The 18,607-nt window shown below is 70.4% G+C and carries 18 protein-coding genes and 2 pseudogenes; 9 read left to right on the forward strand and 11 right to left on the reverse strand.

The window, feature by feature from the left end:
* Positions 1-220: pseudogene (locus ALLO2_RS20915) on the reverse strand (hypothetical protein); the annotation flags it as partial.
* A gap of 271 nt (positions 221-491) precedes the next feature.
* On the opposite strand from ALLO2_RS20915, the gene ALLO2_RS20920 reads away from it, so the two are divergent.
* Positions 492-1,550 carry a cation diffusion facilitator family transporter gene (locus ALLO2_RS20920; protein WP_035734330.1) on the forward strand — a complete coding sequence of 353 codons (1,059 nt, stop codon included), beginning with the start codon at positions 492-494 and terminating at the stop codon, positions 1,548-1,550.
* Positions 1,551-1,627: 77 nt separating this feature from the next.
* On the opposite strand, the gene fabG is transcribed toward ALLO2_RS20920, so the two are convergent.
* Positions 1,628-2,344, reverse strand: coding sequence for a 3-oxoacyl-ACP reductase FabG (gene fabG / locus ALLO2_RS20925; protein ID WP_035734332.1), 717 nt, complete (start codon positions 2,342-2,344; stop codon positions 1,628-1,630).
* A 170-nt stretch (positions 2,345-2,514) separates the two neighbouring features.
* Here fabG and ALLO2_RS20930 point away from each other — a divergent pair, with 170 nt between their 5' ends.
* Entirely contained in the window at positions 2,515-2,808 is a 294-nt protein-coding gene (locus ALLO2_RS20930; RefSeq protein ID WP_035734339.1) for a DUF167 domain-containing protein, read from the forward strand.
* Between the two features lie 386 nt (positions 2,809-3,194).
* Positions 3,195-5,822: a pyruvate dehydrogenase gene (locus ALLO2_RS20935; protein WP_369808193.1), complete on the forward strand. Its 2,628-nt coding sequence runs from the start codon at positions 3,195-3,197 to the stop codon at positions 5,820-5,822.
* Between the two features lie 73 nt (positions 5,823-5,895).
* Here the strand turns inward: ALLO2_RS20935 and fabI are convergent, their stop codons facing one another.
* The 3 genes from fabI to ALLO2_RS20950 form a co-directional block, all read right to left on the reverse strand.
* Positions 5,896-6,669 carry an enoyl-ACP reductase FabI gene (gene fabI / locus ALLO2_RS20940; RefSeq protein WP_035734334.1) on the reverse strand — a complete coding sequence of 258 codons (774 nt, stop codon included), beginning with the start codon at positions 6,667-6,669 and terminating at the stop codon, positions 5,896-5,898.
* A gap of 132 nt (positions 6,670-6,801) precedes the next feature.
* Entirely contained in the window at positions 6,802-7,989 is a 1,188-nt protein-coding gene (locus tag ALLO2_RS20945) for a cation:proton antiporter (protein ID WP_011436329.1), read from the reverse strand.
* A 28-nt stretch (positions 7,990-8,017) separates the two neighbouring features.
* A complete protein-coding gene (locus ALLO2_RS20950) occupies positions 8,018-8,500 on the reverse strand; it encodes a cation:proton antiporter regulatory subunit (RefSeq protein WP_011436328.1) in 483 nt (160 codons plus the stop codon).
* Between the two features lie 342 nt (positions 8,501-8,842).
* Here ALLO2_RS20950 and ALLO2_RS20955 point away from each other — a divergent pair, with 342 nt between their 5' ends.
* Positions 8,843-9,310, forward strand: coding sequence for a PGPGW domain-containing protein (locus ALLO2_RS20955; RefSeq protein WP_011436327.1), 468 nt, complete (start codon positions 8,843-8,845; stop codon positions 9,308-9,310).
* An 11-nt stretch (positions 9,311-9,321) separates the two neighbouring features.
* Here ALLO2_RS20955 and ALLO2_RS20960 read toward each other — a convergent pair whose 3' ends face one another.
* On the reverse strand, positions 9,322-9,720 hold the full coding sequence (locus ALLO2_RS20960; RefSeq protein ID WP_023840386.1) for a hypothetical protein: 399 nt from the start codon (positions 9,718-9,720) through the stop codon (positions 9,322-9,324).
* Between the two features lie 329 nt (positions 9,721-10,049).
* Between ALLO2_RS20960 and ALLO2_RS20965 the strand changes: the two genes are divergently transcribed.
* On the forward strand, positions 10,050-11,936 hold the full coding sequence (locus ALLO2_RS20965; protein WP_011436325.1) for a glycoside hydrolase family 15 protein: 1,887 nt from the start codon (positions 10,050-10,052) through the stop codon (positions 11,934-11,936).
* 116 nt (positions 11,937-12,052) lie between these two features.
* Positions 12,053-13,336 carry an L-2-hydroxyglutarate oxidase gene (locus tag ALLO2_RS20970; protein ID WP_023840385.1) on the forward strand — a complete coding sequence of 428 codons (1,284 nt, stop codon included), beginning with the start codon at positions 12,053-12,055 and terminating at the stop codon, positions 13,334-13,336.
* 464 nt (positions 13,337-13,800) lie between these two features.
* On the opposite strand, the gene ALLO2_RS20975 is transcribed toward ALLO2_RS20970, so the two are convergent.
* Complete coding sequence (locus ALLO2_RS20975) at positions 13,801-14,382, reverse strand: NADPH-dependent FMN reductase (protein ID WP_035734335.1); 582 nt, start codon at positions 14,380-14,382, stop codon at positions 13,801-13,803.
* A gap of 282 nt (positions 14,383-14,664) precedes the next feature.
* Between ALLO2_RS20975 and ALLO2_RS27870 the strand changes: the two genes are divergently transcribed.
* Positions 14,665-14,790, forward strand: a complete 126-nt coding sequence (locus ALLO2_RS27870) for a hypothetical protein (RefSeq protein ID WP_023840384.1) — start codon at positions 14,665-14,667, stop codon at positions 14,788-14,790.
* Here the strand turns inward: ALLO2_RS27870 and ALLO2_RS20980 are convergent.
* Positions 14,783-15,646, reverse strand: coding sequence for an LLM class F420-dependent oxidoreductase (locus tag ALLO2_RS20980; protein WP_011436322.1), 864 nt, complete (start codon positions 15,644-15,646; stop codon positions 14,783-14,785). The two genes, ALLO2_RS27870 and ALLO2_RS20980, sit on opposite strands and share 8 nt — an antisense overlap.
* A gap of 64 nt (positions 15,647-15,710) precedes the next feature.
* Here ALLO2_RS20980 and ALLO2_RS20985 point away from each other — a divergent pair, with 64 nt between their 5' ends.
* Positions 15,711-16,052, forward strand: coding sequence for a MerR family transcriptional regulator (locus ALLO2_RS20985; protein ID WP_023840383.1), 342 nt, complete (start codon positions 15,711-15,713; stop codon positions 16,050-16,052).
* A gap of 382 nt (positions 16,053-16,434) precedes the next feature.
* Here the strand turns inward: ALLO2_RS20985 and ALLO2_RS20990 are convergent, their stop codons facing one another.
* Positions 16,435-16,776 carry a DUF86 domain-containing protein gene (locus tag ALLO2_RS20990; RefSeq protein ID WP_232235235.1) on the reverse strand — a complete coding sequence of 114 codons (342 nt, stop codon included), beginning with the start codon at positions 16,774-16,776 and terminating at the stop codon, positions 16,435-16,437.
* 85 nt (positions 16,777-16,861) lie between these two features.
* Positions 16,862-17,122 (reverse strand): annotated as a pseudogene (locus ALLO2_RS28435) (nucleotidyltransferase family protein); the annotation flags it as partial.
* A 241-nt stretch (positions 17,123-17,363) separates the two neighbouring features.
* Here ALLO2_RS28435 and ALLO2_RS21000 point away from each other — a divergent pair.
* Positions 17,364-17,891: a transposase gene (locus ALLO2_RS21000; RefSeq protein ID WP_023840382.1), complete on the forward strand. Its 528-nt coding sequence runs from the start codon at positions 17,364-17,366 to the stop codon at positions 17,889-17,891.
* A 409-nt stretch (positions 17,892-18,300) separates the two neighbouring features.
* Here the strand turns inward: ALLO2_RS21000 and ALLO2_RS21005 are convergent.
* A partial coding sequence (locus ALLO2_RS21005) for a ribbon-helix-helix domain-containing protein (RefSeq protein WP_232235236.1) occupies positions 18,301-18,607 on the reverse strand: 307 nt, incomplete at its 5' end.

An 18,607-nucleotide genomic window follows, 5' to 3' on the forward strand; every position in this document is an offset into this window, starting at 1 on the left:
GGGTGAGGCGTTGGATGCCCTGGTGGAGCTGGGCGACACTGAGGGGGTCCGGGGTGGACGCGGCGATGGCGCGGGAGATCTGCGCGGCGCGGCTGGTGGCGCCAGTCGTGGCGGTGCTGGCGGCAAGAAGGATGCCGGTGCCGAGTAGGTCACGGCGGCGCGACGGACTCACCTCCTCGCGGGGCGGCCCGCTGCCGGGCTCCGCCTGAGCGGGAACCATGACGGGACGTGATGGTCGTAGTGGACGCTTCCGTGCTCGCCAACGCCCTCGTCTACGCCGACGCCCGACTCGCCCGCACCGCCACCCGCTACTGCACCATCCACCTCGTCGAATAGGCGCGTGTCTCACGTCGGGTATTGCTCTAAGGGCTAAGCACAGACGAGCAACCGAACCGGCGCCAGCGGCCCGCGGTACGCACCGGGACGCAGGTGCAATGGAATGGCAGCTGCCACCATGCCGCATTGATCGTTTTCGTCTATCGTCGCGGAACATGAACAGCGGCCACGAGCATGAGCTCCCCGCCCAAGGGCACGGGCACGGCGGGCACCCGCGCGGCGGACGGCATGACCACCACGCGAGCGGGCGGTGGACGCGGCTTCGTCACGGCCTGTCAGACCTGGCCGGAGGGCACAGCCACGACCCGGCGGACCAGATCGACGACGCGTTGGAAGCCGACACCGCCGGCCGCCGCGCCCTCCTGATCAGCCTGGCCGGTCTCGGGCTGACCGCCGCCCCGCAAGCCGCCGTCGTGGCACTGTCCGGATCGGTCGCGCTCCTCGGCGACACCCTGCACAACGTCGCCGACGCGCTCACCGCGGTCCCCCTGCTCATCGCCTTCACCGTGGCACGCCGCCCGGCCACCGCCCGGTTTACCTACGGCTACGGCCGCGCCGAGGACCTCGCCGGCCTCGCCGTCCTCGCGATGATCGCCCTGTCGAGTGCGCTCACCGCCTGGGCCGCGATCGACCGCCTCCTGCACCCCCAGCGCGTCGGCCATCTGGGAGCGGTCGCCGTGGCCGGGCTCGTCGGCTTCCTCGGCAACGAGATCGTCGCCCGCTACCGCATCAGGATCGGCCATCAGATCGGCTCCGCCGCCCTCGTCGCCGACGGCCTACACGCCCGCACCGACAGTCTCACCAGCCTCGCGGTGCTCCTCGGCGCGGCCGGTGTCGCGGTGGGCTGGCACTGGGCCGACCCCGCCATCGGCCTGGCGATCACCCTGGCGATCCTCGGAGTCCTGCGCTCCGCCGCTCGCGTCGTCGGGGCCCGGCTCATGGACGCCGTCGACCCCGCCGTGGTCGCCGAAGCCACCAGGGCGCTCCTGCACACCGAGGGCATCGAGGCCGTCCGCGAACTGCGGCTGCGCTGGATCGGCCACACCCTGCGCGCCGAAGCCGACGTCACCGTCGATGCGAACCTGNCCCTGACCGCCGCTCACGACCTCGCCCACGCCGCCGAAGCCCACCTGCTGCGCCGCATCCGCCGCCTGTCCGCCGCTACCATCCACACCAGCCCCACCCNCCNCCACGCCGCCACGACGGTCCCCTAAGCCGCACCGCCGATCATGCTCGGTCACGGCGCCGCCGGATCGGTGCCCCGTGCCCAGCTCAGTGCCCCGTGCCCAGCTCAGTGCCCCATGCTCAGCCCGCCGTCCACGGGGATCAGCGCACCGTTGATGTAACCGGCCTGCGGGGAGGCGAGGAAGGCGACGAGGGCTGCGACGTCCTCGGCCTCACCCATGCGGCCACCGGGGACGCCGGCGGTGAGCTGCTCCCGCTGCGCCTCGGTCAGCGCGTCGGTCATGTCGGTCCGGATCGGCCCCGGAGCGACCACGTTCGAGGTGATGTTGCGCGGAGCCAGCTCGCGGGCGAGGGAACGGGCGAAGCCGATCAGGCCGGCCTTGGACGCCGCGTAGTTGGACTGGCCGGGGCCGCCGACGGAGGCGACGACGGAGGAGATGAAGATGAGCCGACCACGACGCAGCCGCATCATCGGCCGGGAGGCACGCTTGGCCACCCGGTAGGCACCGAGCAGGTTCGTGTCCACGACCTCCTGGAACGCGTCCTCGCTCATCGTCGCCAGCAGGGTGTCCCGCACGATCCCGGCGTTGGACACCACGATCTCCACCGGCCCGAGCTCGGCTTCGATCTCCGTGAACGCCTTGTCGACGCTCTCACTGTTGGCGACATCCAGACGGACGCCCAGCATCCCCGCGGGGGCGGTGCCCCCGCGGCTGGCGACCGCGACCCGCTCACCCGCGGCCGTCAGGGCGGCGGCGCAGGCGGCGCCGATCCCCCGATTACCACCTGTTACCAGTGCGACACGACCCTCATTTGCGCCCATGGGTCGGATGGTAGCGGCCACCGCGTCGAATCCCGGTGTCCGCCGACGATGAGGCCTCAACCGCCGGCCGGCATCGGCTCGGCCACCCTCGCGGTCCTCCCTGGTGTCGCCCCGAACCGGTCACGCGGACCGATCGCACGGGCGGGACGATCCGGGGGGACGATGCGCACATGCGTCTGATGATCCGAGTTCAGCCGGGCGCCGGGCGGACCGCGGTGGGCGGCCGGCGCGAGGACCCGCTGCACGGCCCGCTGCTGATCGTCCGGGTCACCGAGCCTGCCGTCGACGGCCGGGCCACCNAAGCCGCCCTGCGGGCCCTGTGCGCGGCGCTGCGGGTGCGCCGGGGAGATGTCCGGCTGGTCCGCGGCGCGACCGGCCGGGTCAAGGCCGTCGAGGTCGAGGTGGCAGCGGTCGACGAGCCCGCGCTCCGGATCCGGATCGACGAGCTCGGCCGGGACGGCTGACCGCCGGGGCGGCAAGTCCCGCCGCGGCAGTCCTGGCAGGGCGGTTCCGGCATCACCGGGCTGACGCACGACGGCCAACGCCACCGCGATGGAACGCGGATGCTGAAATGGTACGGCCACCGTGGTGAAGGTGGGATACCGACGCGGACACACCATGTGACGGCGACGGGCGCCGCCGATCCGGCCGGCGGCGCAACCTCCGACCGGCACCGCACCACCGCGCGTCCGGACTTTGGGAGGTCGGAGTCGTGGGACGTAGGCCGGTCATGCGCAGGCCCGATGTCAGACCGGTGGAGGCGGCGCACACGCGCTCCGGCCGGGGGGATATGATCATTACACCAGACGACGCCGCGGGGCCGGTCCCGGCCCGGTCCGTGGATCCGCCCGTGCCGGGGACCGACGGTCGGGTCACCCACGACGACCGGGCCGAGGGCGGCGGTCCGCCGGGAGACGCCAGCCCCCCGACCGGACCGACGAACGGAGACGACGTCGTGGGAACCCAGACCTCGCCGACCGCGGCCCGGGCCATCCCGGGGCCCCCAGACCCGGCCATGCCAGACCCGGCCATGCCGGGGCCGCCCGGTGGCGTACTCGACCTCGCCGCGCTGGCCGCCGTGGAACGGCGGCTGCGGAGCGTCGCGGCCCGGATCATCGACGGGGACGAACGCGCCGGGCAGCGGCCCGCGGTCGCCGCCGAGTCGGAACGGGCGGCCGTGGCCTCGGTGTCGAGCATCGCCACGGTGCTGTGGTTCGACGCCCTGCGCGCCGAGGACCGCGTCAGTGTGACTCCACGCGCCGCCCCGCTGATCCATGCCGTTCATCACGTCCTGGCGCACGCCAGGCCGACGGCCGAGAAGACGGCAGCCGAGAAGACCACGGCCGCATCGCCCGTCCCCGCCGTCTACCGGCTCCCCCACGTCCGGCCGGGTGAGATCCGTCCGAACGGGGTCCGTTCCGGGCCCGATGGTCGGCCGTTGCGTGCCCTCGGCGCCGGCAACATCGGACCGAGCGGGACGGTCTGGGCGGCGTTGGCACGCCGTTATGCCGGGGAACGCTTCGACCGGACTCCCCGGGGTCGGCAGATCTGTCTGATCGACTACTCCGAGCTGCACGACCCGACCGTCTGGGAAACGATCACCGATGAGCGGGTCGCTCATCTCGGCGAGCTGTTCTGGGTGGTGACGGTGTCCGGCTCCGCGCCGACCGGACCGGTCGGCGGCATCGGCAAGCCCGCCCGCGCGGCGCGCATGTTCGAAGCCGCCGGTTGGCAGGTGCTCACCGTCCGATACGGACGCGTCCTCGAAGCGCTCTTCCGGGCTCCCGGCGGTCACGCGCTTCGCAACCGCCTCGACCAGCTCCCGATGGGCGAGTACCGCGCGCTGCTGCAGGCCCACGGAGCCGACCTGCGCCGCCGGCTCGCCGGTCCCGGTGCGTCCGGCGCCGGCATCAGCCGCCTGCTGGACACCCTCACCGATGACGAGATCCATGCCTGCCTGCGCGATCTCGGTGGCCACGACCTTCCCCTGCTGATCGACGCCTTCGACGAAGTCGCGGCGGACCGGCCCACGGTCCTGTTCGCCTACACCAGCGACGAGCTCGCCCGGGAGGAGCGCTCCCACGACGAACAGACCCACGGCGAACAGACCGCCGACCACGCGTCCGCGGCCCCGTCCGCCGGACCGGGCACGCCGCCGGCCGCCGGCGGTGGCACCCGCCCGGTCCTCCGGCCGGGAGACGACGCCGCGGCCCACCGCCTCGCCCGGCACGTCGCCGGTTACCTGGACCGGGTGCCGGTGCCGCTCGGCGCGGCACCACCCGTGCCGACCGACTCCGACCACCGCTTCCCGGCGTGGATCTCCACCCAGGAGGCATTCGGCGGGATGTTGCGGGACCTACCCCGGCTCNCGCCCCAGGCAGCCACCGCGGTGCTGACCATCAGTACGCGCAACGCCGACCCCGTCCTCGCCGGCTGGCTGGCCGCGGCGGACCGGACCGATGGGGAACAACCGGGCCGGCACGTGGCCGGAGGCCTGTCGGCCACGGCCTTCGGCGGGGTGCTGGCCTCGCTGGGAGTGGCCTGGAGCCGCCAGGGTCTGCCGCTGCTGCCCATCGGAGTCGCCGACGAGGTGGCGGCCGGACGGGTACTGCCCGGCTGGATGGCCGGCGCCACCGCGGACGCCCGATCGATGCTCGCCGTGGCGGACACCGGTCTCGACCCGGTCGTCCGCAACCTGGCCTGGAACGGTGGCAACGTCGTCCCCGCCCCGGTGGCCGCGACCTGGGAACCGGCCTTCGCGCACGATCTCGCCTGGTGCCTGCTGGCCGGCCTCGGCGGGCTGGCCCGCCTCGACGGCACCTCCTGTGTGATCCGGCTCTCCGCCCGCCAGGTCGATCAGCGCCTCGCCGAGGTCCCCGTGGACGCGCTGGAACGGCACCGACGCCGGGCCCTGGTCCTCGCCGGGGGGTACCGGCTCCACGAGGGCGGTCCCGACGCCGCGCTCACCCTCGTCGGGGTGGGTGCGGTCATGCCGGAGGTGCTGCACGCCGCAGCGGAGCTACGCGCCGGCCTCGGCCGGGAGATCACGGCCGTGTGCGTGACCTCCCCGAACGCGATGTTCCACGCGCTGCAGGCCCGGCGCGGGTTGGCCGAGGGTTCCGACGCCCTGCTCACCGAGGTGTTCCCCGCGGACCGGCGCACCCCGATCGTGACGGTGGTCGACGGGGACCCCCGTGCCCTGAGTTTCCTCGCCGGCGTCCACGGAGATCCCATCTCCGCCCTCGGTTCGAGCGCGCCGCTGCCGGAGGCCTCCGGGCCGCCGGGAGGGCCACCGGGAGGGCCACCGGGGGACACCGACCCGGGCTCATCGGCCTCCGGCGCCGGCGGCCACGCCGGTAGCGGCAGCCTTGCCCGGCGGGACACGGCCTCGTCGCGGGACCACCGTCGCCGCCCACCGGTGGAGCTGGACACGATCGTCGGAACGGCCCTGGACCTGCTGGACGAGACGGCAGGCTGATCCGGGCCAGGGACCCCACCGTACCCGGATCCCGGGACCCCGGCCGCGCCCGGACCCCGACGGCCCGCCGTGCTCAGATCCCGACGGCGTGCACGCCGCCGTCGACGTGGACGATCTCGCCGGTGGTGGCCGGGAACCAGTCCGAGAGCAGCGCCACGCAGGCCTGGGCGGCCGGCGTGGTGTCGTGGACGCTCCAGCCGAGCGGCGCCCGGCCGTCCCAGACCTCCTCGAACTGGCTGAAGCCCGGGATGCTCTTGGCCGCCATGGTCCGCAGCGGGCCGGCCGCGACGAGGTTCACCCGCACGCCCCGGGGTCCCAGATCACGGGCGAGGTAGCGGGTGGCGGAGGCGAGGCCGGCCTTCGCCACGCCCATCCAGTCGTACGACGGCCAGGCGACGGACGCGTCGAAGTCCAGGCCGACGATCGACGCCTTCTCGGCGAACAACGGCAGGGCGGCCCGGGTGAGCGACGCCAGCGACCAGGTGGAGATCTGCAGGGCGGTGCCGACCTCGGACCAGGCCGCCTCGACGAACGGCTTCCCACCGAGCACCGATTCGGGCGCGAACCCGATCGCGTGCAGCACGCCGTCCAGGCCGTCAACATGTTCGAGCACCTGTCCGGCCAGCCCCGCGAGATGCTCTTCGTCGGTGACGTCCAGCTCGACGACGGGCGCCAGGGTGGGCAGTCTCTTGGCGATGCGGCGGGTCAGCGACANCCCCCNCCCGAATCCGCTGAGGACCACCGCCGCACCCTGCTCCTGGGCGATGCGGGCGACGCTGAATGCGATCGAGGCTTCCGTGAGAACACCGGTGACGAGAACGCGCTTACCTTCGAGAAGTCCGCTCATGGGCTGCATACTCCCAAACATCGCCGTCCCGGTAGCGACACCGCTGCCGGGAAGTCGTCCCCGCCGTCAGCGGCGGATGCCGTCGCCCGCAGCCCGTCCACCGTTGCCCGCCCACCACCCGCCCGCTCGGCGCTAGGGCGACCGGGCGGCCTGCAGCCGCCGAGCCGTGCGGATCACCGGTTCGACGAACCGGGCCGCCAGCGGGCCGAGGACGGCCATCAGCAGCACGTAACAGGCGGCAAGCGGGCCCAGCCGGGGTTCGAGGCCGGCCGCCACCGCGAGGCCCGCGATGACGATCGAGAACTCGCCGCGTGCGACGAGGGCGGCCCCGGCCCGGAACCGGCCCATGGTCCCGATTCCCGCCGAGCGGGCGGCCCACCATCCCGTCATGACCTTTGTCGCGACTCCGGCGATCGCGAGCAGGGACCCGGTGAGCAGCGCCGGAGGGATCTCAGCGGGATCGGTCTGCATGCCGAAGAAGACGAAGAAGACCGCCGCGAACAGATCGCGCAGCGGCCGCAGGACCTCCTCTGCACCCTCGGCGACTGGTCCGGACAGGGCGATGCCGACGAGGAACGCACCCACCGCGGCCGACACCTGCATACGCTGGGCGACCCCGGCGACGAACAGGGCCAGCCCCAGGGCCCGGAGCAGCAGGATCTCGTCGTTGCGGTGGGCCTTCGGGTTGAAGACCAGCCGGGTGACCTTCTCGCTGTGCCGCAGCGCGATGTAGAGCACCGCCACCAGGACTCCGAGCGCGATCGCCACGGTCAGCGATCCGCGCACGAACGTGTGATGGGCCAGCAACGCGGTGAGAACCGGCAGGTACACCGCCATGGCGAGGTCCTCGAGCACGAGGACGGACAGAACAACTGGCGTCTCCCGGTTACCGAGCCGCCCGAGGTCCCCCAGCACCTTCGCGATGATCCCCGAGGAGGAGATGGCCGTCACCCCACCCAGAACGACCGCCGCCGTCGGGCCCCAGCCGAGGAGGAACGCGGCGACGACCCCGGGGGTGGCGTTGAGCGCCAGGTCGAGCACCCCGGCCGGCGCCTGTCTGCGCAGCCCGGACAGCAGCTCGTCGGCGGTGTACTCCAGACCGAGGGTAAGCAGCAGGAGGACGACCCCGATCTCCGCGCCGACCCCGATGAACTCCTCGCTGGCACCGAGCGGCAGCAGGCCACCCCGGCCGAACGCCAGCCCACCCACCAGGTACAGGGGAATCGGTGAGACACTGATGCGCAGCGCGAGATGCCCGAGGACTCCTAGGCAAAACAGAATCCCGCCGAGCTCGAGGAAGGTCGTCGCGGTGGAGTGCACGCGGTCCCGACTGCCCTCCCTGCCCGCGTCAGCCGTTGCGGAGCAACATACCGACGGATGCGGTGTTCTCCGGCGTACCGACGACAACGACGACGTCTCCGGCCTCGAATCGGAAGTCCGGCCGCGGGGATGCGAGCACCTGCTGGTCGCGGACGACCGCGACGATGGAGGCGCCGGTGCGGGTACGGGCCTGGGTGTCCCCGAGCTCGCGGCCCACGTAGGGCGAGCCGGGCAGGATCACGATCTGCTCACCGACGAGCCCGGCGAAGGCACGGTTGAGGTCGGCGAGCTTCTCGACGATGCGCGGGGCACCGAGCAGCTCGGAGAGCACGTCGCCCTCCTCCGGCGTCAACGCGATGGACTCACGCGAGGCGTCCGGGTCGTCCGCGTCATAGATCACGAGGTCCCGGCGCCCGTGATGATGGGACACGACTCCGAGCCGGCGGCCGCTGCGCGTCGCGAAGTCATGCCGCAGCCCGATGCCAGGCAGCGCGGTCTCCTCGATCTCCACAGCAACCTCTCCGGCGCTCCGATGGCCTGCCTTCCCACGAAGGCCCAGATGACCAGCCCCATCACACAGTAGTCAACCATCCGCGACCGCGCCTGGACGGTGTGCCCGCCCGGCCCCTNCCCCACGGAGCGCGGGGATCCGCGGATCCGCGCGCTCCGTCGGCGTGTCGGCATCACGACACGTATCGGTCGAGGAGGTCGAGGAGATCCCCGCCACGATGTTCTTGCGTGACGCGTTATGACGGAAGAACGTCGCAGTAGGACAATGCCGCAGTAGAGCAGCGTCGCAGTAGAGCACCCTCTCCTCGCCCCGCCCACGATCCACTCAGGAGGGTTACCCGACGTGCTGACCCGAAGCGCCCGCCTGTTCCGCCGGATCGCCCTGACCGTACTGGGTCTCGGCGTCCTCGGCCTCGGGATCGCGATGTTGGCGCTGCCGGGTCCGGGATTCCTCGTCGTGGCGCTCGGGTTCTTCATCCTGAGTCTGGAGTACGAGTGGGCGCGCAGCCGTTTCGAGCAGGCCCGACGCAAGGCCGCCGACCTCGCCGATCAGGCGGCCGCGAACCGGTTCTCGTCGGCGTTCACGATTCTGTTCGCGCTGGGGATGATCGCTGCGGGAATCGCGTGGATCGTGGTCGACACCCTTCCCGCGTCCTCCGGGTGGTCCGGCGGAAGCCTGATCCTCAGTGGGCTCGTCATCCTGACCACCATGATCGTGAGTCTCTGGCAGACGAAGGAGGCCCGCGATGCCGGCCGGCCCACGCCCGCCGAACTCCTCGCCCGGCGGGAGCTGGAGAAGAGTCGATCCTGATGGGCGAAAATCTACTGGCCCTGGGTGACCTGATTGATTCCGAGTACGTGCGGCTGGGCGTACACACACTTGTACAGGGCCGCGCGGTCGGCGGTCGACGCCTTCGCGACGTCGTACCGCAGCGGATAGATCCGGCTGGTGGCCAGCTGGTTGCGGTCCTTCGGCAGCTGGATGGCCCTGCCCACCGAGGGGCACGCGGCGCGCACCGCGTCCTTCTGCGCCTCGGTGGCTCCCGGGGCGAAGTACACGACGGCCTCCTGTTGCGGCGGCGGCCCGTCCAACGTCGCGTAGATCCCGAAAACGATCAGGCCGATGGTGGCGAGTACCGCCACGACGACCATCGTCCGGCGCCGAGGGTCGGCCAGGTAGCGAGCGGCACGGGCGGCAGCAGGTGACGACGGTGGGGCCACGTGGTGAGTCCTGTCACATCGGGGAAGGAAATCTGGTCCGGACGACGGCTGGAGCACCGCCATGACCGGACCCCCAACGTAGTCCGCCGAGCGGGTCCGTAAGGTAAACGCCCTCATGAGGCTTAGCGACCTCCGCCACGGGTGACCGCCGGCCCGCCGCTGCGCGGCGTGCTCGTACCGGTTCACCGTCGACCGGCGGCGCTGTGCCCGCGATCGCGCCCAACGGCGGGCGACCCCGATGACATCGACCTCGATGATCATCAATTATTCGACGATCATCGATCCAGCGATGATCACAACCAGTGGACCATGGGAGCGAGGAACAGGTCGTGCCATCCCTGATCGAGGACTACGCGCTGATCGGCGACACCCACTCCGCGGCGCTCGTGTCGCGCACCGGGTCGATCGACTGGCTGTGCCTGCCCCGATTCGACTCGCCGTCGTGCTTCGCCGCCCTGCTCGGCGACTCCGAGGCGGGCCACTGGAAGATCGCTCCCGTCGAGCCGGTCCTGGGCGTCAGCCGGCGCTACCGGGGCGACACGCTGGTCCTGGAGACGGACATGACGACCGCGTCCGGCACCGTGCGCATCGTCGACGCGATGTTTCCCCGCGCAGGCACGCACACCGTGCTCCGCCTGGTCGAATGCCTCGAAGGCGCGGTCCACCTGCGATCGGAGACCCGGTTTCGCTTCGACTACGGCTCCATCGTGCCGTGGGTCCGCCGGGTGGACGAGCACACCATGTCGGCGGTGGCCGGGCCGGATGCGGTCACCCTGCGGACGACCGCCCCGATGGAGGGGCACGACATGGCCACCTACGCCGACTTCCACGTCGCCGCCGGCCAGTCGGTACCGTTCTCATTGACCTGGACCCCCTCCCATCAGACTCCCCCGCCGTCCCACGACGTCCGGCGCATGATCACCCTCACCGAGGCGTGGTGGTCGGACTGGATGGCGGGCTGCACCTACGACGGCCAGTGGCAGCCGGCCGTCCGCCGGTCGCTGATCACCCTCAAGGCGCTCACCTACGCCCCGACCGGAGGGATCGTCGCCGCCGTCACGACCTCGTTGCCGGAGCACATCGGCGGCGTGCGCAACTGGGACTACCGGTACTGCTGGCTTCGGGACGCGACGATCACGCTGCTCGCCCTGCTCGACGCCGGGTTCACCAGCGAGGCGACCGCATGGCGGGAGTGGCTGCTGCGCGCGGTCGCCGGTGACCCCTCCCGGGTACAGATCATGTACGGCGTTGCCGGGGAACGCCGGCTGCCCGAATACGAGATCCCGTGGCTACCGGGGTACGAGAACTCCGCCCCGGTGCGGGTCGGCAACGCCGCCGTCGACCAGTTCCAGCTCGACGTCTACGGCGAGGTCCTCGACGCCCTGCATGTCGCGCGGGTCGCGGTCGCCAACCGTCGCCAGACCGTGCCTGGGCTGGCGCTCCCCGGCGGGCAGACCATCACCGAGAGCCATGCGGACGACTCCTGGCCGCTGCAGACCAAGCTGATGGACTTCCTCGAGACCGGCTGGCGGAAGACCGACGAGGGCATCTGGGAGGTGCGCGGCCCCCGCCGCCACTTCGTCCACTCGAAGGTGATGGCCTGGGTCGCGGCCGACCGGGCGGTACGCGGGATCGTTGAGTCCCGGCTACCGGGCCCTGTCGACCGCTGGTCGGCGCTGCGGGACGAGATCCACGCGGAGGTCTGTACCCGTGGGTTCGACTCCGAACGCAACACCTTCACCCAGTTCTACGGCTCCAAGGAACTCGACGCGGCGCTGCTGTACATGCCGCTGGTGGGGTTCCTGCCCGCCACCGACCCCCGCGCCGTGGGAACAGTCGCCGCCATCGAGCGGGAGCTGATGGAGGACGGGTTCGTCCTGCGGTATCCGACGGCCGAGGACGGCGCGGTCGACGGACTGCCCGCGGGCGAGGGCGCCTTCCTGGCCTGCACCTTCTGGTTGGCCGACAACTACGCCCTGTCCGGGCGGGTCCACGAGGCTCAGGAACTGTTCGAACGCCTGCTGTCGTTGCGTAACGACGTCGGGCTCCTCGCGGAGGAGTACGACCCCAGGCTGGGCCGGATGACGGGCAACTTCCCGCAGGCGTTCAGCCACGTCCCCCTGGTCAACACCGCGCGGACGCTCACCGACGCGCTGCGCGGCACACCGCGCTCGCGCACCGACCGGGCCCACCCGCCCGGCCACTTCTTCGGCTGAGCCCGCGGGACACCCGACTGACTACCGGCTCGTAACATACCGTGCACGCCGATACTGGATTCGTACGATCGGCGTGATCGGGATTCACGTTTTCGACGGACGGACAGGGGACGGGCGTGGTAGGTCGCATCGCGGTGATCGGCGGTGGAATTCTCGGGCTGGCGGTCGCCCGTCGGCTCGGGCAGGTCGAACCGGGATCGGCCGTGACGGTGTTCGAGAAGGAACAGGACATCGCCCGGCATCAGACCGGCCGCAACAGCGGCGTCGTCCACGCCGGTCTCTACTACGTCCCAGGTTCGCTCAAAGCGACCCTGTGCCGCCGTGGGGTCGGGCTGCTGCGGGAGTTCTGCGCCACGCACCGCATCCGGTACGACGAGTGCGGCAAGATCGTGGTCGCCGTCGACAACAGCGAGCTCGAACGGTTGGCCGAGATCGAGAAGCGGGCGACGGCGAACGGCGTACCGCGGACCCGGATGCTCGACGCCGACGAGCTGCGGTCCGTCGAACCCCACGCCCGCGGGGTCGCCGCCCTGCACTCACCCACCACCGCCATCGTCGACTATCCCGGGGTCGCGCGGGCCCTGCGTACCGAGATCGTCGCCGCTGGCGGGGCCGTGCGCACCGGAGCCGAAGTGATCGGGGTGGAGGATCGTCCAGCCGGCGTCCACCTTCGCCTCACGGTCGCCGGAACCGCGCGCGCGCGGCCCAACGGCAATCACGAGATGGCGTCCCGCAACGGTGGCCGGGTCGCCGTCGTCTCCGAAAGCGTCGGGCCGTTCGACCTGCTGATCTCCTGTGCCGGGCTGCAGTCGGATCTGGTGGCGACACTGACCGGCGAGGACGCCTCCCCGCAGATCGTTCCCTTCCGGGGCGACTACTGGCTGCTGCGCCCCGAGCGGCGTGGCCTCGTCCATGGGCTGATCTATCCGGTTCCGGATCCGCGATATCCCTTCCTCGGTATCCATCTCACCAAGCGCATCGACGGGGAGATCCTGGTCGGGCCGAACGCGGTGCTGGCCACTGCCCGAGAGGGGTACACGGTCGGCACCGTCCAGGGCGCTGACCTGCGACGGACGCTCGCCTGGCCGGGGTTCCACAAGATGGCGAAGACCCACTGGAAGACCGGCGCCAAGGAGATGCTGCGCACGGCGAGCAAGCGGGCCTTCGTCGCCGAGGCCCGGCGCTATGTCCCCGAGCTGCGGGCCACCGACGTGGTTCGTGGCCCCGCGGGAGTCCGGGCCCAGGCCGTCGCCCGCGACGGTAGCCTCGTCGACGACTTCGTCCTGTCCCACAACGGGCGGGTCGTGCATGTCCGTAACGCGCCATCTCCCGGCGCGACGGCGTCGTTGGCGATCGCTGAGCACATCGTCAGCAAAATCGTTCCTGAACGGGCCAGCTGACCGGCCTGAGAAACCGACAAGCCCGAGATTGACAATCCCGCGGCAACCCGTGCATCAAACCCGACGCGGCCGCCCACCAGGCCACGGCAGACGCTGGGATGGGCGAAGCCGGTCGAGGTTTTCAACGATTTACTGGCGAAGCACGCGTCGCCGTGACCGCTTGATTCCACACAGGTATTGGCGGCTCTCCGCAGTTCAAACCAGTCGTGGAAGTCGGACAGCTCCCGGGACACGGTCCTCCCCTGTCCTCGAGCGATCAACCCGGACCGGGTCCAGATTCCCTCTCGCTCCTTGAGGCCGATGTGACCTCTGGTCGAGGATGGCGCAATGGCGTGGTGGGACCGGCCGCCCGGAGCGGAGGCTCCCCCGCCCCGGGCGGCGCGTCCGAAGGGACCGGACACCGGTATACCGCCGTCGGGATGCGTCGACGGCGGTATACCGGCAGACCCGCGCAGGGCCGCCGTTCACACCGTGTAGGGACGCTTCTCCCTGGCCTCCGCGAGCGCGACCGCCCACCACTCGAGTTGCCTGATCAGGGTCTGGGCAGCGGTGTTGCAGCCTTCGGGATCCTTGGGCGTGCCATCGGCGTGGAACCGGTCCCAGGCACCGTGGAAGCTGACCGTATCGCGGATGGTGACCGCGTGCAGCTCGGCGAAAACCTGGCGCAGGTGCTCCACCGCGCGCAGGCCGCCCGCCTGGCCGCCGTAGGAAACGAAACCCNCCGGCTTCGCCTGCCACTCGGTGTAATGCCAGTCGATGACATTCTTGAGAACGGCCGGGTAACTGTGGTTGTACTCGGGGGTGATCACGACGAAGGCGTCGGCCGCGGCAAGCTGCCGGGTGACGTCCGCTAGCTCCGCGACTTCTGGACCGCTGGAGGTACCCAGCCTCTCCGGCAGCCTGACGTCATCGAGATCGACGACGCTCGTGACGATCGAATCGTGGGCGGATACCTGCTTGATGAACCACTGGGCGACCACCGGGGCGAAACGTCCTACCCTGTTGCTTCCAATAACTACCGCGAGGTTGGTGGGCTGATCGAGCATGAAAGTCCCCTATTCCGCGGATCGGCGAGATCCGCTCTCGCCAGCAGGCGCCCGGAACTCTAAAACCTCAACCATGATTGAAGTCAAGGCCCCCGGACAGTGGGGCGAGCTGCTGTACGGGCGATACACGGGAAAGATGAGCGACTCGGCCCGGGGCCGCTGCGACAGCATCCCGAACGCCACTTCTCGGCTCCGTTGACCTCAACCATGGTGGAGGTTGCAGGCTCTGTGAGGTCACCGCCCGTCACCAGATGCAGCAGGGCGCTTCGAGGGAGAGTAAGGATGCCAGCACTGGCCGCGCCCACCCAGGGGCCGGAACTCAGCCGGACGGCAACCCGGGTGGTCCTCGTCGGGCTCCTGGCCGGTGTGTTCATGTCCGCTCTGGACAGCACGACCATGGTCAGGTAGTTGGCTGCTTGACGCTGCCTCCGGCCCTGGCCAGCGGTCCCAGCTGGTCCAGCGCGCGCAGCGTCGCGTCGGCGTCGGTGATGGTGAGCAGCCCGAACAGGGCGCGACGGACACCACGAGCGCGCAGCCTCTCGAGCGTGGCCTCGTCGGGATCCATGAGCGGAACGGTCACCGGTGGCGTCGCCACCCCGGCCCGGTCCGCCTCCTCGGCCAGCTCGTCCAGGCCTTGGATCAGCTGGTCGACCGGAAGGGGTGGAGTGAGCCAGCCGTCGCGCCCGGCGATGATCCGGCGGAAGGTCGTCGGGCCCCATCCCCCGATCCAGACCGGCGGATACGGTCGCTGCACAGGCTTGGGCCACTGGAAGACCGGATCGAAATCGACGAAGCGACCGTGGAACTCCGCCTCCTCGGTGGTCCAAAGCGCCTTCACCGCGGCCAGCCGCTCCCGCATCAGCGCCATTCGAGTCGCCGGGTCGGTGCCGTGGTTGCGCATCTCCTCACGCAGCCAGCCGGCGCCGACGCCGAGTTCGAAACGGCCCTCGCTGACCAGGTCCAGGCTGGCCGCTTCCTTCGCCAACAGGAGCGGGTCCCGCTGGACCACGAGCGCGACCGCGGTGCCCACGCGCAACCGGGTGGTCGCGGTCGCCGCGGCCGTCAGACTGACGAAAGGATCAAGATTTCGGTAGTAGTCGCGGGGAATCTCGCCAAGCTCGGGGTGCGGTGTCTCCCGTCGGGCGGGGATGTGGGTGTGCTCGGTGACGAACAGTGATTCGAAGCCGCGCTCCTCGATCACCCGGGCGAGCTGAGCAGGCCTGATCTGTTCGTCAGTGACCGCGGTGAAGATCCCGATATCCATGCGTCGCACCGTAGAGTCTGCCATCAGTGTCAGGGTCAAGAGCGAGGGCTGGAGGCTGGTCCTGATGTTGATCGGCGAGCTGTCGACACAAACCGGCGCCAGGGTGCGGTCCTTGCGCCATTACGAGAAGAACGGACTGCTCGTGGCGGAGCGCGGCGCCAACGGCTACCGCCATTTCCCGGAGTCCGCGGTGGAGACGGTGGCCCGGATCCAGGTGCTGCTCGGCGCCGGACTGTCGGTGGCGACGATCCGCCAGGTGCTGCCCTGCACCATCGACGCGACGCCGCGGATCGTGCCGTGTGCCCAGCTGTCGGCGACACTGCGCCGCGAGCTGGACCGGCTGGAGCTACAGGCCGCGTACCTCGATCGCGCACGTTTCCTGATCTCGACGATGCTCGCGGCCTGAGCGCCACAGGAAGTAGCCGGGCCTCCGGGGCGCAGAACCCGTCAGCCGCCGATACTAGTGGACCTAACGCACCACGATAAGAACCGGTCAATCTTGGTTGCTGGCCCTGAAATCACCGTCCGGCCGGTCGCCACACGTGCCCCGAACAGGGACGATGCTCGGTGACCACGCCGACCGGAACATCGCCTACCGGGTAGAACACGTGTTCCGAACACCTGGCGGTTCCGGGCACTTCCGGGCTTCCTGGTGACCGTGCGCGTTGGGCACCGTGGTCGCGTCCACCCTCCTCTTCCGCCTCTGAATGTGCCCGTGCTCGGGTCGCGGTCGCGCCGAGGAGGGGTGATGGTCAGAACGTCCGCACCCGGGGGCGATGTACCCGCGGTCAGTGCGGCTGATCGAGCTGACTGGCGACGAGCGGGAACTCTGCCTTCAGGAGCGTTGCCAGTTGCTCCTGAAGCTCGCGCAGCGCGGTCGTGGCGATGCGCCACACGATTGACCAGTCGACCTCGAAGTACGCGTGAACAGCGATGTTGCGGAAGCCCGTGACGGACCGCCACGGCACATCCGGCCAGCGGTCGCGGATCTCGGGCGAGACTCGACCGGCTGCCTCGCCGATCACCAGGAGCTTCTGCAGAACGGCGCTCTGGATCAGGTCGCTCGCCAGGAAGGCGGCCTCGTCGACGTCCTGGACGAACGTCGTCGCGGCAGCCGCCGCTTCGATCATGTCGACGAGGTAGAGCTCGTNACGCCGCATAGAGGACCCGAGCCTCCGCGAGTACCCGGTCGCGGATGACCCACTTCAGCCGGGACTTGGGTACCAGGTCGACGTGCCGACCGACGATCTTTTCGAGCTCGTCCCGAAGATCGACGATCTCGAAGCCAAGCTTCGAGTCGGGCGCCAGCACATACAGCAGGTCGACGTCCGAGGAGTCGGTGTCGTCGCCACGAGCCACCGAGCCGAAGACGGAGAGCTCGGCGACCCCGTAGCGTCGGCACACCTCGGCGATCCGGCTGTCACGAAGGTCGACGGTCACCTCGCCATTATCGCCTCCAGGCAGCCACGACCGCACGGCTCGGACACCGCCTCCAACGAGGTGACCTGACCCCGTCCGAGGAACAAGAAGGCCGGGGCGACCAGCGGTGCGCCCAAGAGATCACCTTCCGGACGGGTCACGCGGCACACGTCCGGGGCTACGAATTCTTGTTCGGGGAGGTAGCGCGTTAGCCAACTGGCGGCATCTCATGCCAGGGTGACCATTCGGACCAGGCTTCCCAGTTGGGACGGTCATCGTCGGCGAGCCAGTTCCATGCGTGGGGCTTTGCGACCGGCCCCGCTCGGGGCGGCCGCGGCGGATCAGCGAGCTGGAGCGCGCCGAGCTGACCCGTCGCGGCCTGACCGGGGACATCTCGGCCTCCAGCGTGCGACGGATCCTCGCGGAGCATCCGGTCAAGCCCTGGCGCTACCAAAGCTGGATCTTCCCGCGGGACCCGGAGTTCACCGCGAAGGCCACCGTCGTCCTCGACCTTTACCAGGGCCAGCCGCTCGGCCCGAACGACCGGGTGATCTCCGTGGACGCCAAGCCGTCCATCCAGGCCCGCGCCCGGATCCACCCGACCGCTCCACCCGCCCCGGGGCGGGTCATCCGGGTCGAGCACGAGTACGAACGCCACGGCGCGCTCGCCCTGCTCGCCGCGCTCGACGTCCACACCGGACAGATCACCGCCACTACCCCGCCGACGAGCGGCATCGCCCCGTTCATGGCCCTGCTCGGCCAGATCATGGCCCAGGACCGGTACAAGAAGGCGGACCGAGTGTTCGTCATCGTCGACAACCACTAAGTTCTGCGCGAACCGCTGGTCCGATCTCTTCGACCTGCCTGTTCTGCCTTCCACCCACAAGCCGGATCGATCGATCAAACCTATTTGCCCAGGTCAGATGCCAACTACACGGCGTAGTGGACCATGTGTACCAGCATCCGAACCGNTNGATCTTGGTTGCTGGCCCTGAATTTACTGTCCGNCCGGTCGCTACCCGGGCTCTCACCAGGAAGGATGCCCAGTGACCGCACCGGTCACTATGTCATCTAGCGAATCGAACACATGTCCCGAACTCCTAGTGGTGTCGGACGCTTCGGCCCGTCTCGCGACCGTGATCGTGGGTGTCGTGGTTGGGTCGACGGTTTGTGGTCGGGTTCGGGAGATGTGATGCGCCGTGAGGTCGCACTGAGCGCGATATGACCCGGTCTGGTCAGGCGACGTCGAGCCAGGCGCGGAGAGCCTGGCGGATGACATCGCTGGCGTTGGTGTGCTCGGCTTGGGCGCGGGCGCTGAGCGCGGCGCGCAGTTCGGGGTCGAGGCGGACGGGGACCACCTCGCCCGGGGCGGAGCCGAGGGGCCGGCGTCCGCCGCGGCGGTGGAGGTGGGCGACGTCGTAGCCGGTCTCGGCCTCGGCGGCCAGGTCCTCGACCAGCTCGTCGGTCACGGGTACGCCGCCTGCCGTCCGGCGGGCGGTCTCCTTGTTCGTCATCGTGCGCTCTCCTTGGTCACGGCAGGAG

The organism is Frankia sp. Allo2 (assembly GCF_000733325.1).
In the GTDB taxonomy this organism is placed as follows: Bacteria; Actinomycetota; Actinomycetes; order Frankiales; family Frankiaceae; genus Frankia; species Frankia casuarinae.

Coding starts and splice junctions, on each gene's coding strand:
- fabG (WP_035734332.1), bottom strand. CDS start 2,344: ATGGGCGCAAATGAGGGTCGTGTCGCACTGGTAACAGGTGGTAATCGG.
- ALLO2_RS27870 (WP_023840384.1), top strand. CDS start 14,665: ATGCCAGCACTGGCCGCGCCCACCCAGGGGCCGGAACTCAGCCGGACG.
- ALLO2_RS20980 (WP_011436322.1), bottom strand. CDS start 15,646: ATGGATATCGGGATCTTCACCGCGGTCACTGACGAACAGATCAGGCCT.
- ALLO2_RS20985 (WP_023840383.1), top strand. CDS start 15,711: ATGTTGATCGGCGAGCTGTCGACACAAACCGGCGCCAGGGTGCGGTCC.
- ALLO2_RS20990 (WP_232235235.1), bottom strand. CDS start 16,776: ATGATCGAAGCGGCGGCTGCCGCGACGACGTTCGTCCAGGACGTCGAC.